Raw genomic sequence first — 14,186 nt, 5'->3', positions numbered from 1 at the left:
ATATCTATATTATGTTTTGAGATGCTAAAGTTATTCTTTTGTATTGAAGCCCATTCCGCGTGAGCACCATACGTTTCCTGAGGACCTTTCTGGTCGTGGCGCACGGCGGCTCTTTCGCCGCGGCGGCCGACCGGGTCGCGCTGACGCAGGCGGCGGTCGGGGTGCAGATGCGCGCGCTGGAGACCGAGCTCAAGACCGTGCTGTTCGAGCGTTCCGGGCGCGGCGTGGTGCTCTCGGACGCCGGCCGCGCGCTGGTCGCGCATGCCGAAAAAATCATCGGCTACTACGACCAGATGCGCGAGGGCCTGGAGGGCGAGGGCGAGATCGCCGGCACGGTGACGGTGGGCTCCATCGTCACGGCCATGGGGCTGCTGTCCAACACCGTGGTGCGCATGAAACCGCTGTATCCGCGCCTCAATGTGCGCCTGGTCATGCAGGAGTCCAGCGGCCTGGCGCGCAGCGTGCAAAGCGGCGAGCTCGACGCCGCCATCTTTGTCGACGACTCGCCGCTGGAGCGCAAGGGCATGCGCTGGACGCCGCTGTACACCGAGCCGCTGACGGTGGTCGCGAGTTCGCAGGTCGCGCCGCCGGGCAGCGACTTCAAGAAACTGCTGCGCGAGCAACCCTTTTTGCGCTTTGACAGGCGCACCCCCAGCGGCATTCGCATAGAGCAGACCTTGCGCAAGCTGGGCCTGGCCCCGCAGGATTTCCTGGAACTCAGCTCGCTGTCGGCCATCATCGAGCTGGTGCGCCAGAACGTGGGCGTCACCATCGTGCCGCATGTCAAGAACGCCGACTGGGCCAATGACGCGCTGCTGCGTGTGCTGCCGCTGCCGGGCCGGCCCCCGACGCGGCTGATCGGCATGCTGGAGCAGGGCAAGCGCGAGCACATCACTTCGGTGATACGCCAGCACCTGGTGCAGCTGCTGGCCGAAAAAAGCGCGGTGCCCGCCGCACGCTGAGGCGGCTGGGAACTTTCTGACTCGCCCGCTGAACTTTTTCACCGCGCCCCCGTCACACATCCTTTTAACGGAGGATTCCCATGGCGTTTGCCAACAACAACCCACAACTCACGTCGCGCGCGCTGTCGGTGCTTCGCATTGTTTCGGCTTATTTGCTTATTCAGCATGGCACGGCCAAGCTGCTGGGCTTTCCCCACGTGGCCTATTTCGACGGGCTGCAGGTGCTGTCGCTGATCGGCTTTGCCGGCATCCTGGAACTCTTTGGCGGCGCGCTGCTGTTGGTCGGCCTGTTCACGCGGCCCGTGGCCTTTGTCTTGTCGGGCCTGCTGGCCTTTGCCTATTTCATCGGCCATGCATCCAAGGGTTTTGTGCTCTCGCCCATGCTCAACGGCGGCGAGTCGGCCGTGCTGTTCTGCTTTGTCTTCCTGTTCATGGCCGCTGCGGGCGGCGGCGCATGGGGCCTTGACGCGCTGCGCGGCAAAAAATAGGCGGCCTTTTTGATGCCAGCGGGTGGGCTGTCTGGGGCGCAGCCGCGGCACGTGTTGTTACAGCGCCGGGCCGGAGCCGGCGTAGTCGCCGCGGCCTGCTGAGGCGTTGTGCAGGGATGGGCTGCCGTTGTTGGCCGCTATGACAAGACCCGTGACCTATGACCCAGCACCCCCTCTACCGATTTTCCCCCCGCAGCCTGGCCTGCCTGGCTCTGGCCCTGACGCTGGCCGGTTGCGCGGCGCCCGGCGCGGATACATCGGATAAAGGCCGGCAAGTTGCCACAGCTGACGGCTACCTGTGGGTCAACCGCGTGACCTGGGGGGCCTCTCCTTCGTCGGTGGAGCAGATCGCCCCCAAAGGGTTTGACGCCTACCTGGCTGAGCAGCTTCATCCCGGCGCGGCGAAGCTGCCCGAGGCGGTGGCGGCGCAGATCGGCGCCATGACGATCAGCCAGCGGCCCGTGGTCGCGCTGGTGCAGGAGCTGGAGCAGCGCAACAAGGAGGCCAATGCGCTGGCCAATGATGAGGAAAAAAAAGCGGCCCAGCAGGGCTTCCAGGTCGAGATGAACCGCCTGGGGCGTGAGGCCGCCACGCGGCATGTGCTGCGGGCCTTGTATTCCAGCAACCAGGTGCAGGAGCAGATGACCTGGTTCTGGATGAACCACTTCAGCGTTCACCTTTACAAGAGCAACATCCGTCCCATGCTGGGCGACTACGAGGAGACGGCGGTGCGGCCCAGGGCGCTGGGCAAGTTCAGCGAACTGCTGCGCGCGGTGGTGTACCACCCGGTGATGCTGCGCTACCTGGACAATGAGCAGAACGCCGCCGGCCGCATCAACGAAAACTTCGCGCGCGAGCTGATGGAGCTGCACACACTGGGTGTGGACGGGGGGTACAGCCAGCACGACGTGCAGGAGCTGGCCCGCGTGCTGACGGGGGTGGGCATCAACCTGCAGGCAAACAACCCAACGCTGAAACCCGAACTGCAGGCGTTTTATGTACGCCGCGGGCTGTTCGAGTTCAACCCGGCGCGGCATGATTTCGGCGCCAAGCAGTTGCTGGGAAAGCCCATCACCGCCAAAGGCCTGCCAGAGGTGGACGAAGCCATCGACCGCCTCGCCCGCAGCCCGGCCACGGCCCGCTACATCAGCCGCAAGCTGGCGCAGTACTGGCTGGCGGATGTGCCGCCGCCGGCGCTGGTGGATCGCATGAGCCAGACCTTCCAGCGCAGCGACGGGGACATCGCCGCCACGCTCAAAACGCTGCTGGGCTCCAGCGAGTTCGCGCAGGGCGCCGGCCGCAAGTTCAAAGACCCCATGCATTACGTGATTTCCGCCGTGCGCATGGCCTATGACGACAAGCCCATCCTCAATGCCGGGCCCATCATGAACTGGCTCAATCGCATGGGCGAGCCGCTGTATGGCCGCCAGACCCCCGACGGCTACTCCCTGGCTGAATCGGCCTGGGCCAGCCCGGGCCAGATGGCCACGCGCTTTGAGATTGCCAAGGCGATCGGCTCGGGCAACGCCGGGCTCTTCAAGACCGAGGGGCCGCAGCCGGTGGAGCGCGCGGCCTTTCCGCAGCTTGCCAATGCGTTGTATTACCAGTCGGTGGCCAAAACCCTGAGCCCGGCCACACGCAAGGCGCTGGAGCAGGCCGCTTCGCCGCAGGAATGGAACACTTTTTTGCTGTCGTCTCCCGAGATGATGAACCGCTGAAAGGAATTGCCCCATGAACAGACGCGATCTTGTCAAAGCCGCGGGCGCCGGCGCCATGTCGCTGGCGGGCGGCCGCCTGTTTGCCGCGGGCAGCGGCCAGCCGCGCTTTCTGCTGGTGTTTTTGCGCGGCGGCTATGACGCGGCCAGCCTGCTGGTGCCGGTAAGCAGCAGCTTTTATTACGAGGCGCGGCGTGACATCGCGATCCCCAAGCCGTCGGCCGAGCAGAACACCGCGTTGCCCCTTGACGGCGACTGGGGCCTGCATCCGGCCTTGCGTGAGAGCATTTACCCGATGTTCCAGAAAGGCGAGGCGGCGTTCATCCCGTTTGCCGGCACGCCCGACACCTCTCGCAGCCACTTTGAAACACAGGACAGCATAGAGCTGGGCCAGCCGCTGGACCAGAGCAGGAACTACCGCTCGGGTTTCCTGAACCGGCTGGCCGCCACCTTGCGCGGCGCCGAACCCATGGCTTTTACCGACCAGTTGCCGCTGGTGTTCCAGGGCACGGCGCGCGTGCCCAACACGGCGCTCAAGGCCATCGCCAGGCCCTCACTCGATGTGCGCCAAAGCCAGATCATTTCCGCCATGTACCAGAACACCGCGCTGGCGTCGGCGGTGAACGAAGGATTCACGGTGCGCGACGAGGTGATGCGCGAGATGTCCGTTGAAATGGACGCGGCCAACCGCAACGCGATCTCCGCCAAGGGGTTTGAGCTGGAGTCCCGGCGCATCGCGCGGCTGATGAAAGAGCGCTACAGCATCGGCTTTGTCGACGTGGGCGGCTGGGACACGCATGTAAACCAGGGCGCGGGCACCGGTTACCTGGCCGGGCGTTTTGACGAACTCGGCCGCGGCCTGGCGGCCTATGCCAGTGAAATGGGTGCGATGTGGAAAGACACGACGGTGGTGGTGCTCAGCGAGTTCGGCCGCACCTTCCGCCAGAACGGCAACCGCGGCACCGACCACGGCCATGGCACGGTGTACTGGGTTCTGGGCGGCGGCCTGCGCGGCGGCAAGATCGCCGGCGAACAGCTCAAGGTTGATGCGCCTTCGCTGTTTCAGAACCGCGACTTCCAGGTGCTGAACGACTACCGTGCGGTGCTGGGAGGGCTGATGGCGCGCCTGTACGGGCTGGGTCCGGCGCAGACCGAGCAGATCTTTTCCGGCATCAAGTCCAGGGACCTGGGGCTGGTTTGACGCGCCCGGCCGTGGGCACCCTAGGCCACGGCCTCGGGCCCGAAGGCCAGGCCGTCGAGCTTGTCGGGGTTGCGCATGATGTAGATGTTGGTGGCCTTGCCTTCCTCGTTGTAGGCGAAGGTGATGGCCGCGGCGATCTCGCCGTTGTTCGCGCGCAGCAGGATGGCGTGGCCGCCGTTGATCTCGCAGGGCAGCCATTCGTAGGCGGCCCAGTAGCGCGCCAGCTGGGTGCTGATGAGCGTGAGCACACTGCCCTTGCCCTGAAAAACGCCTTCGATGGAGCTGACCTTGCCGCCGCTGTCGGCGCAGACGGCGATGTCGTCCGAGAGCAGGCTGGCGAGCGCCTCGGTGCTGCCCGCGGTGATGGCCTCGCGAAAGGCGTTGAGCAGGCCGTCCTGCACCTGGGGCGGCGTCACGTGCCGCACCTTGCCCTGAGCGATGTTGACGCTGGCGCGCGAGACCAGCTTGCGGCAGGCGGCCTCTTCCATGTCCAGCATCTCCGCGATCTGCGGGTAGGGCGTGTCAAAAATCTCGTAGAGCAGGTAGGCGGCGCGCTCCTTGGGCGTGAGCCGCTCCAGCAGCAGCAAAAAAGCCATGCTCAGGGATGAAGCCAGCAGCGCATGCGTTTCCGGCGTTTCGTCGGTGCGGGTCTGGATCGGTTCGGGCAGCCAGGTGCCCACATAGTCGACCCGGCTGCGCTGGGCGTCGCGCAGCATGTCTATGCAGTGCCGCGTGCAGAGGGTGGTGAGCCAGGCGGCCGGCGTCGCGATGCTGGCATGGTCGGCCGCCAGCCATTTGATGAAAACGTCTTGCACGGCGTCTTCGGCATCGGCCCGCGAACCGAGGATGCGGTAGGCCAGGCCGAACAAATGCCTGCGCCTTTCTTCAAACACGGCGGTCGGGTCGATGTGAGAAGCCATGATGAACCTTAGTGAGCCGAAACCTGGATGCGGTTCCAGAGGTTGATCATGCCAATGGTAGCGGTCAGCGCGCCGATTTCCCTGTCGCTGAAGAAGGCGCGCAGGCGGCCGCGCAGGCTGGCGTAGTCGGTCTTGTGGTCGAGCTCGGTCAGCGCTTCGGTCCAGGCCAGCGCGGCTTTTTCGGCTTCGCTGAAGTCGCTCACATGGGCCCAGACGACGAGGCGGTCCAGCCTGTCCTGGGTTTCGCCGTCTTCACGGGCTTCGCGCAGGTGCATCTTCACGCAGAAGGCGCAGCCGTTGATCTGCGAGGCGCGCAGGTGGATCAGGTGGTGCAGCTTTTTGTCCAGGCCCAGGCTGCCTATGGTTTCACTGGCCTTGAGCAGGGCGGGGAAAACCTCGGGAATGGCGAGGTCGATACGGACGGGGGCGGTGTTGGCGGTGGTGGTTGCAGTGGTGGCAGTCATGGTGTTTTCCTTTAAAGAAGTTTAAAAATTGGGTGTCACACCGTATTGACGATCCTGCCTTGCCGTTTGTGACGCCTGGCCCTCAAAAAAAAGCCCCCTCAATGAAAAATCGCCTGAACCCCGGGGGATTCAGGCGATGGCGGTGGGGATGGCGCCTGGAATCAGCGGTCGGTCGCCAGCAGGGCGTTCATCGCCGAATAGTCGAGCTTGGGGCCCAGCAGCGGCGACAGGTCTTGTTTAAGCAAGGCCTCGACGCTGGTTTTGGCATGTTCATACGCCACCTGGAAGGGGCTCGGGCCCACGCTGAGGCGCCGCACGCCGGCCGCCTGCAGCGCGGCAATCGTAGGCAGGCCGGGCATGGCCATCACATTCAGCGGCATGTTGACGGCCGCGCTGATCTCCTGCGCTTCGGGCAGGGCTGTGAGGCCGGGCACAAAAGCGCCGTCGGCGCCGGCAGCCTGGTAAAGCTTGAGGCGCTCAATACTGGCCTGGGCCGGGCTGCCTTCGACCTTGAGCCGGCGCAGGTAGACGTCGGTGCGCGCGTTGATGAACAGCGGTTTGCCTTTGAGTGCGGCGCGTATGGCGCCTATCTTGCCCGCCAGCAGCGCGGGTGCATCGCTGCCGTCCTCGATGTTGATGCCCACGGCGCCTTTGCCCGCAAGTTCGGCGGCCAGCCGGCCCACTTCAGCCGGGTCGGCGCTGTAGCCGTCTTCCATGTCCACGGTCAGCGGCACTTTCAGCACGCGTGTGATGTTGCCGACGGCGTGCAGCAATTCTTCAGGCGGCAGCGCGCCGCCGTCGGCATAACCGCTGGCCCAGGCCAGCGAGGCGCTGCTGGTCGCGACGGCGCTGGCGCCGGATGCCTCAAAAATCTTCGCGCTGGCGGCATCCCAGGCATTGGGCAACAGCAGCAAGCTGCCGGCCTGGTGGAGTTGGAGGAATTGCTGGTGATGTTGGGCTTGCATGGGCGGTCTCCGCTGGAAAAGAGTAAACCGCCAGCTTAGCAAGGCGCAGCGTCCAGGCCGGCCATTTCCTGCCCTATATACCCAGCACCTTGGGGAAAGCGCTTAGCCCCTGCGGAATTCCAGCTCAAAACGGGCCAGGCCCGCGTAGTCGAACTTCAGGGGTTGGCCGACCGGCACCGTGAGCACACCGGCATAGGAACCGGTGATGACGGCCTGGCCGGCCTGCAAGCCCAGGCCGCGTTCGCGCAGAAAATTCGCCAGCCAGTAAAGCGGCGCGCGCGGGTCGCCGTTGGGGTGCCGGGCCTGGGCGGTTTGCCGGGGCTCATCGCCGGCCTGCCAGCCCAGTTCAAAGGCCGCGGCCTCGGGTGCCACCAGCTCAGGCCCTAGCCACAGGCCGTTGTTGACCAGGCCGTCGGCCAGCATTTCAGGAAAGGGCAAGCCTGCCGAATCGGCATAGCGGCTCGCGCAGATCTCGAGCGCGGCATGCACGCTGCCCACAGCCGCGTCGATGTCGGCCTCGGTGTAAGGCTGCTCACGTGCGGGCAGATCTTTCGCCAGCACAAAGGCCAGCTCGGGTTCGACCTTCACGCTGCCCAGGTCTCGGTCCGCCGGAAAAACCACGCTGCACAGCGCGGCGCGGCTGATGGCGGGCTGGTAAATCGGCGCCACCACCAGCTTGCCGGGGCTGGGCGGCGAGGCCTTCCAGCTGCCCACGGCCTGGCCCAGGCTGCGGGTGACGGCAAGCTGCACCTGCCAGGCGTCTTCGAGTTCCAGCGGGCGGCAGCTTTCGGGCAGGCGGGCGCCGGGTTTGCCGCTGTTGCGCCGGGCGGCCAGTTCCGTGGCGGCTTGCGTGATCTGTTCAGGGGTGAGGGGCATGGCTGTCGGGTAGAGGAGGGAGTGGGCGGCCTGCGGCGGCACGGGCATTTCAGTGTAGCGGCGCCGGCGGCTGCCCATCTCTTTGCAGTCCCTGTAGTATTGGCGGCTTCAGCCCGGTTTTTGGGCGCACTTCTTCTCTTACCACCATGAAAAACTCCCTGAGCCTTGCTTCCGCCTTGCCTGTTGATGCCGCCGGCGCCTTGCTGGTGGGGCGCGTATGGGTGGAGGGCACGGGGCCGGTGCTGGCACTGGTCACGCCCGAGTCCGTGTTCGACCTGTCCAGCGTGGCGCCCACGGCCAGCCAGTTGCTCGAACTGCCCGGCGTGGCCAAGGCCGTGCGCGCAGCCGCACCTTCGCTCCCGCGCCTGGCAGGCACGGCCGAGGTCCTGGCCAATTCGGCGGCCGATGCGCGCAAGCCCGTGCTGCCCTGGTTGCTGGCGCCCTGCGACCTGCAGGCGCTCAAGGCGGCCGGCGTGACCTTTGTGGCGTCGATGCTGGAACGTGTGATCGAGGAGCAGGCGCGCGGCGACGCCAGCAAGGCCGAGGCGGTGCGCAAGGCGGTGGTCGGCGTGATCGGCGACAACCTCAGCAGCATCAGGCCCGGCTCGCCCGAAGCCGACAAGCTCAAGGAGGTGCTGATCGCCCAGGGCGTGTGGTCGCAGTACCTGGAAGTGGGCATAGGCCCCGACGCCGAAATTTTCACCAAGAGCCAGCCGCTGAGCGCGGTGGGCACGGGCGCCGAAGTGGGCATACACCCGCACAGCCACTGGAACAACCCCGAACCCGAGATCGTGCTGGCCGTCAATTCGCGCGGCGAGACGGTGGGCGCGGCGCTGGGCAATGACGTCAACCTGCGCGACTTCGAGGGCCGCAGCGCCTTGCTGCTGGGCAAGGCCAAGGACAACAACGCCTCCTGCGCCATAGGCCCTTTCATCCGCCTGTTCGACGACAAATTCAACATTGAGCATGTGCGCCGCAGCGACCTGAACATGACGGTCACCGGCACCGAGGGCTTTGAGATGAAAGGCGGCAGCTCGCTGAGCAAGATCAGCCGCGACCCGCTGGACCTGGTGGCCCAGGCCATAGGCGCCAACCACCAGTACCCCGACGGCTTCATGCTCTTTTTGGGCACCATGTTCGCGCCCACGCAGGACCGCCACGGCCCCGGCCAGGGCTTTACCCATGTGGTGGGCGACCTGGTGACGGTGGCCACGCCGCAGCTGGGCAGCCTGGTCAACCGCGTGACCACCTCCGACAAGGCCGCACCCTGGACCTTCGGCATCTCGGCGCTGATGCAAAGCCTGGCGAAGCGAAAACTGATCTAAGCGCGGCAAGGAGGTAACCAGCATGCATACATCCGCACTTGTGCTGTTTTCCGGCGGGCAGGATTCCACCACCTGCCTGGCCCTGGCGCTGTCCAAATACGAACGTGTCGAAACCGTGGCTTTTGACTACGGCCAGCGCCACAAGGTGGAGCTGGAGGCGCGCCTGAATGTGCTGCGTGAAATCAAGGCGCAGTTTCCGCAGTGGGCCCACAAGCTTGGCGAAGACCATTTGCTGGACCTGGCGGTGCTGGGCCAGGTCAGCGACACCTCGCTGACCCGCGACGTGGCCTTCAAGATGGAAAGCTCGGGCCTGCCCAACACCTTTGTGCCGGGGCGCAATCTGCTGTTCCTCACGCTGGCGGCGGCGCTGGCCTACCGGCGCGACTTGCAGGTGCTGGTCACCGGCGTCTGCGAAACCGATTTTTCGGGCTACCCCGATTGCCGCGACGACACCATCAAGGCCATGCAGCTGGCGCTGTCGCTGGGCATGGACAAGCGCTTCCTGATCGAAACCCCGCTGATGTGGATAGACAAGGCCGACACCTGGCGGCTGGCGCACGACATCGGCGAAAAGTCAGGCCAGCCGCAAGGCGGCGAGGCGCTGGTGAAGCTGATCGTGGAGCACACCCACACCTGCTACCTGGGCGACCGGGTGCACCGGCATGCCTGGGGTTATGGCTGTGGGACTTGCCCGGCCTGTGAGCTCCGCGCCCGTGGGTTTGACCGCTACGTAGCGGCTGGCTGAATTGTTTTGCTCCTTCCCCCTCTGGGGGAAGGCTGGGCTGGGGGCTCTTTGATCTGGCTGAGACGGTGATATGCGCACGCCGCCGGCTCCCATCCCCACCTTCCCCCAAAGGGGGAAGGAGTCAGATCCTCAGAGGCTGTCTATCACGCAGCGTGTGACTACCGGCGGCTCCTCGCCGATATGAAAAGCCAGCTTGCGCTCCCGCAGCACCACGTCGCTGGCGGTAACGCGGTCGAAGCGGCGCAGGTGCTCGGTCCATGATTCGTCGACGATCTGCTCGACAAAGCGTCCCGGCTTGTTCACGTCGCGCAGCAATTCCCATTCGAGCGCGCCCTGGCGCAAACGGCTGCGCCGGCTTTCCTGCATCAGCGCGCGGAAGTCGTCGGCGCGCGCCGGGTCTATCAGGTATTCAATCGTCACCACCACATTGCCCACGCCGGGCGGCTCCTCGGCCACGGGCGCCTTGAACTGGCGCGAGGGCGTCATGTCCTCCTCGATGCTGAGGTCGGACACCAGGCGCTGCGCCACCAGCATCACCACCGTGCCGCTGGCGGCGGCGATCAGCAGGCCGGTGGAGACGCTGCTCAGGGTGGACACATGGCCCCACAGCGCGGCGCCGGCGGCGCTGGCACCCATGATGGCCATCTGGTACATGGACATGCCGCGAGCGCGCACCCAGTCAGGCAGGGCGAGCTGGGCCGACACGCTGAGCGAATTCGCGCAGGTGATCCAGGCCATGCCGTTGAGCACCATGGCCGGTACCGCCACCCAGGCATTGGGCGCAAACGCCATGGCGGCCATGGAGGCCGACTGCAGCAGCGTGGCGCGCATCACCAGCACGTCGCGCGGCATCATCTGGCGCAGCCGCGGCAGGTTGAGCGCGGCCACGATGGCACCCGCGCCCATGGAGGCCAGCAGCAAGGTGAAGGTGCCGGCGTCGCCGCCGTGCAGGCCGCGCGCCACCAGCGGCAGCAGCGCCAGCAGGGCGGTGGAATGGAAAAAGAAAATGGCGATGCGCAGCAGCACCGAACGCAGGCGCGCCGACTGGCCGACGAACTGCAGGCCCACGCGCATCGCGCTGACCAGGCGCTCGCGCCCCAGCGGGCTGGGCGCGTGGTCGCGCCGCCAGCGCATGATGACAAAACCCGAGATCACCGACAGCACGGCGTTGAGCACAAAGACGTATTCGGTGCCGGCGCCGGCGATCAGCGCGCCGGCCACCAGCGGGCCGACGATGCGCGAGGCGTTCATGGACACGCCGTTGAGCGCCAGCGCGGCGGGCAGCTGCACGCGCGGCACGAGTTCGGGCACGATGGCGGCGAACACCGGCCAGCGCATCGCCAGGCCCACGCCGTTGGCAAAAGTCAGCGCCAGCAGCAGCGGCGGTGTCATCACGCCCGAGATCACGGTGATGGACAGCAGCGTGGCCACCACGGCCACCCAGAACTGCGTCATGATGAAGTAGCGCCGCCTGTCCAGGATGTCGGCCAGCGCGCCGCTGGGCAGGCCCAGCAGGAACACCGGCAAGGTGGAGGCCGACTGCACCAGCGCCACCCAGATCGGTGAGGTGGTCATGGAAGTCATCATCCAGGCGGCCGCAACGTCGTTCATCCACATGCAGATGTTGGCGACCAGCCAGGTGCTCCACAGCATGCGGAACACCGGGCGCTTGATGGGCGCCCAGGCGGAGAGGTCGGCGGGCTCCGGCGCGGGCGGCCTGGACATTTCCTCAGGCATGCGCGGCGCTTCCTTGGGGGAGCTGGCTGGCCGTCAGGGTGTACAGGGCATTTGAACCCGGCGGCTGTTTCTCCAGCGTCCACTGCCTGTCGTGGAAGGCCGCCACGTTGGGCCGGTGGGCAATGGAGATGATGGCGCCGCCCGACGATTTGACGAGCGCGAGCAAACGTTCATACAGCGTCTTTTCGGCGGCTTCGTCGAGTGCGCTGGTGGCTTCATCGGCGAAGATCCATTTGGGCTTTTTCAGCAGCACGCGTGCGATCGCCAGGCGCTGCTGCTCGCCGCCGGAAAGCTTCTGGCTCCAGGCGTCTTCCTGGTCAAGCCGCGCCGCCAGGTCGGGCAGCAGGGCCTCCTCAAGCGCCTGCCTGAGGGCGTCATCGCTGTAGGCTGTGGCGGGTTCCGGATAAGCCAGCGCATCGCGCAGCGAGCCATTGGGGAAATAGGGGCGCTGCGGGATGAACATGGCGTTGCCGGGTTTGGCGATGTTGCCGCTGGCAAAAGGCCAGATGCCGGCGAAGGCGCGGAACAAGGTGGACTTGCCGCTGCCCGAGGGGCCTTTCAGAAGGATGTGGTCGCCGGTGTGCGCCTTCAACGAGGTCTGCGCCAGCAGCACGGCGCCTGTGGGCAGCGCCAGTTTGAGGCCTGTGGACTCAAGCTCGGTGGATGGGGTGGTGACCAGCGCCTCATTGTCCTGTGTCTGCGCGATCATGCTGTCTTCGAAACTGGTCAGGCGATCTGTTGTCGCACGCCAGCTGGCGAGGTTGTCGTAGTTGTCCACAAACCAGCTGAGCGAGTCCTGAACCTTGCCGAATGTCGAGGAAATCTGAATCAGCTGGCCGAGCTGGATCGCGCCGCTGAAGAAGCGGGGTGCCGCGACCAGGAAGGGAAAGATCAGAGCCGCCTGGCCGAAGAAGCTCTGGAACCAGATGAGTTTTTTGTTGGCGCGTATCAGGTTCAGGTAGTTCGCAAGGACTGTCGTGAAGCGCCCGTCGAGCTGGCCGCGCTCCACCGCCTCGCCGTGGTCGAGCGCGATGGATTCGCTGTACTCGCGCACCCGCACCAGGTGGTGGCGAAGGTTGGCCTCGTAGCGCTGCTGCATGAAGTTGAGTTTGATCAGTGGCCGCCCGACGTAATGCGCCAGCACGCTGCCGACCAGGCAGTAGGCCACTGCGGCCCAGACCATGTAACCCGGGATGGAGTAGCTGCTACCGCCCAGGCTGAAGGCCAGCGGGCCCGACTGAACCCAGAGGAGGCCGACAAAACTGACCAGCGTCACGACCGCATTGAGCAGGCCCATGCTCAGTGTGATCGTGGAGGTGGTGAACGAGTGCACGTCTTCCTGGATACGCTGGTCCGGGTTGTCGGGACTGGCGTTGATGTCGGTGGCCGCGGAATAGCGCGCCAGTTCCATCTTGTAGAAGGCATGGTGAGACAGCCAGCGGCGCAGGTAGTCGCGTGTCATCCAGGCGCGCCAGCGCATTTGCAGCAACTGGGTCAGGTAGAACTTGTAGACGGCGATGATGATCGCTCCGAAAGCGAGATAGGTGAACCGGCCCATCTGCTGCCAGAAGACAAGCTGGTCGCGCTTTTCAAGTGCGTCGTAAAACACGCGGTACCAGTCATTGAACTGCACTGCCATATAGACCGTGCCCAAATTGAGCAGCACGATGGCCACCAGCAGCAGGCGAGCCTTCCATTTTTCTTCGGACCGGAAATAGGGCGCGGCGAGTGCACCTATGCGGCCTGCAAAACGCCAGAAATTGTTGAATTTGGCAAAAAGGCTGGATGGATTCATGAAGGCTCTTTCGCGGCTCAGGAAATCTGGTTGGACACACCGCTGGCCACATGGCCCGAGGGCACATGCTGGGCGGCGGAATTCACGTGGCCGGTCTGGTCGTCAAAGAAGAAGTCGGGCTCGAATTCGCGAAGGAATTCGCCCTTGGCCAGGCCGCCCAGGAACATGGCCTCGTCGACCTCGATGTTCCATTCCATCAGCGTGCGGATGGCGCGCTCGTGCGCCGGGGCGCTGCGCGCGGTGACCAGCGCGGTGCGTATGCGCATGCGCGAGGTGCCGGCCTGCTGCAGCCGATGCAGCGCTTCGAGCAGGGGCTTGAAGGGGCCAGCCAGCAGCGGCTGGGAAGCCTTGTCGCGCTCGTGTTGCTGGAAGGCGGACAGGCCCTGGGCCTGGAACACACGCTCGGCTTCGTCCGAGAACAGCACCGCGTCGCCGTCGAAGGCAATGCGCACTTCGTTGGGATGGGCATCGCTGGCGCGCACCGAATGCGGGTAGACCTGCGCGGCCGGCACGCCCGCGGCCAGCGCGTCGCGCACGTCGCTCAGGTGGGCCGACAAAAACAGGTTGGCGTGCAGCGGCTTGAGGTAGCGCCAGGGCGCCTCGCCGCGGTTGAAGGTACCGCGCTCAATCTTGAGGCCGTAGTGCTGGGCCGAGCGGAACACGCGCATGCCGGATACCGGGTCGTTGCGCGAGAGGATCACGACTTCCACACGCTGCGCGGGCGCCGCCGGGCTGGCGGCCTCCCCGGCGCTTTCGGGCGCGTCGTTGAAGGCCAGCAGCTTCTTGACCAGCGAGAAGGCCACGCCGGGCTTGGCCGGCACGTCCAGGCGCTCGAGCTGCAGCTTCATATAGGCCGCGTCTTTTTTGACGCCGGGGGGTGGCGCGGCCGCCATGCCGCTTTCAAAGACCTGGTTTTCTTCCTCAAAATCAAACAGCGCGCGTGACGAGATCGCCACCACGAGCTGACCATCCAGGGTTGCTGCCATTTTTTGT

General features: G+C 65.5%; 13 protein-coding genes. 6 read left to right on the top strand and 7 right to left on the bottom strand.

All coding sequences use genetic code 11. The features are described 5' to 3' along the window. Positions 1–59: 59 nt before the first annotated feature. The 4 genes from AC1D09_RS15715 (at position 60) to AC1D09_RS15700 (ending at position 4,366) form a co-directional block, all read left to right on the top strand. Positions 60–962: a LysR family transcriptional regulator gene (locus AC1D09_RS15715; protein WP_477660986.1), complete on the top strand. Its 903-nt coding sequence runs from the start codon at positions 60–62 to the stop codon at positions 960–962. Between the two features lie 80 nt (positions 963–1,042). Then, positions 1,043–1,450: a DoxX family protein gene (locus AC1D09_RS15710; RefSeq protein WP_477660987.1), complete on the top strand. Its 408-nt coding sequence runs from the start codon at positions 1,043–1,045 to the stop codon at positions 1,448–1,450. Between the two features lie 158 nt (positions 1,451–1,608). Continuing rightward, a complete protein-coding gene (locus AC1D09_RS15705; RefSeq protein WP_477660988.1) occupies positions 1,609–3,168 on the top strand; it encodes a DUF1800 domain-containing protein in 1,560 nt (519 codons plus the stop codon). A gap of 13 nt (positions 3,169–3,181) precedes the next feature. After that, positions 3,182–4,366 (top strand): DUF1501 domain-containing protein, encoded by a 1,185-nt coding sequence (locus AC1D09_RS15700; RefSeq protein ID WP_477660989.1) that lies wholly within the window; start codon positions 3,182–3,184, stop codon positions 4,364–4,366. A 20-nt stretch (positions 4,367–4,386) separates the two neighbouring features. Here AC1D09_RS15700 and AC1D09_RS15695 read toward each other — a convergent pair whose 3' ends face one another. The 4 genes from AC1D09_RS15695 to AC1D09_RS15680 all read right to left on the bottom strand — a co-directional run bounded on the left by AC1D09_RS15695 (position 4,387) and on the right by AC1D09_RS15680 (position 7,591). Next, positions 4,387–5,286: a sigma-70 family RNA polymerase sigma factor gene (locus tag AC1D09_RS15695; protein WP_477660990.1), complete on the bottom strand. Its 900-nt coding sequence runs from the start codon at positions 5,284–5,286 to the stop codon at positions 4,387–4,389. An 8-nt stretch (positions 5,287–5,294) separates the two neighbouring features. After that, positions 5,295–5,750 (bottom strand): carboxymuconolactone decarboxylase family protein, encoded by a 456-nt coding sequence (locus tag AC1D09_RS15690; RefSeq protein ID WP_477660991.1) that lies wholly within the window; start codon positions 5,748–5,750, stop codon positions 5,295–5,297. 161 nt (positions 5,751–5,911) lie between these two features. After that, positions 5,912–6,715, bottom strand: coding sequence for an isocitrate lyase/PEP mutase family protein (locus AC1D09_RS15685; protein ID WP_477660992.1), 804 nt, complete (start codon positions 6,713–6,715; stop codon positions 5,912–5,914). Positions 6,716–6,817: 102 nt separating this feature from the next. Further along, on the bottom strand, positions 6,818–7,591 hold the full coding sequence (locus AC1D09_RS15680; RefSeq protein WP_477660993.1) for a 2-keto-4-pentenoate hydratase: 774 nt from the start codon (positions 7,589–7,591) through the stop codon (positions 6,818–6,820). A gap of 146 nt (positions 7,592–7,737) precedes the next feature. Here AC1D09_RS15680 and AC1D09_RS15675 point away from each other — a divergent pair, with 146 nt between their 5' ends. Continuing rightward, complete coding sequence (locus AC1D09_RS15675; protein ID WP_477660994.1) at positions 7,738–8,916, top strand: fumarylacetoacetate hydrolase family protein; 1,179 nt, start codon at positions 7,738–7,740, stop codon at positions 8,914–8,916. A gap of 22 nt (positions 8,917–8,938) precedes the next feature. After that, positions 8,939–9,661 carry a 7-cyano-7-deazaguanine synthase QueC gene (queC, locus tag AC1D09_RS15670; protein ID WP_477660995.1) on the top strand — a complete coding sequence of 241 codons (723 nt, stop codon included), beginning with the start codon at positions 8,939–8,941 and terminating at the stop codon, positions 9,659–9,661. Between the two features lie 129 nt (positions 9,662–9,790). Here the strand turns inward: queC and AC1D09_RS15665 are convergent, their stop codons facing one another. Genes AC1D09_RS15665 through AC1D09_RS15655 form a run of 3 tightly spaced genes read right to left on the bottom strand, consistent with a single transcriptional unit; the run spans position 9,791 to position 14,179 of the window. Then, positions 9,791–11,398 carry an MFS transporter gene (locus tag AC1D09_RS15665; RefSeq protein ID WP_477660996.1) on the bottom strand — a complete coding sequence of 536 codons (1,608 nt, stop codon included), beginning with the start codon at positions 11,396–11,398 and terminating at the stop codon, positions 9,791–9,793. Next, positions 11,391–13,193: an ABC transporter ATP-binding protein/permease gene (locus tag AC1D09_RS15660; protein ID WP_477660997.1), complete on the bottom strand. Its 1,803-nt coding sequence runs from the start codon at positions 13,191–13,193 to the stop codon at positions 11,391–11,393. Before AC1D09_RS15660 ends, AC1D09_RS15665 begins: the two co-directional genes overlap by 8 nt. Before the next feature lie 17 nt (positions 13,194–13,210). After that, positions 13,211–14,179, bottom strand: a complete 969-nt coding sequence (locus AC1D09_RS15655; RefSeq protein WP_477660998.1) for a 5'-nucleotidase — start codon at positions 14,177–14,179, stop codon at positions 13,211–13,213. Between the last annotated feature and the right edge of the window lie 7 nt (positions 14,180–14,186).

The organism is Polaromonas sp. P1_A2 (assembly GCF_056406895.1).
The sequence above is the reverse complement of the archived record's forward strand: the minus strand, read 5'-3'. Positions and strand labels throughout refer to the sequence as shown.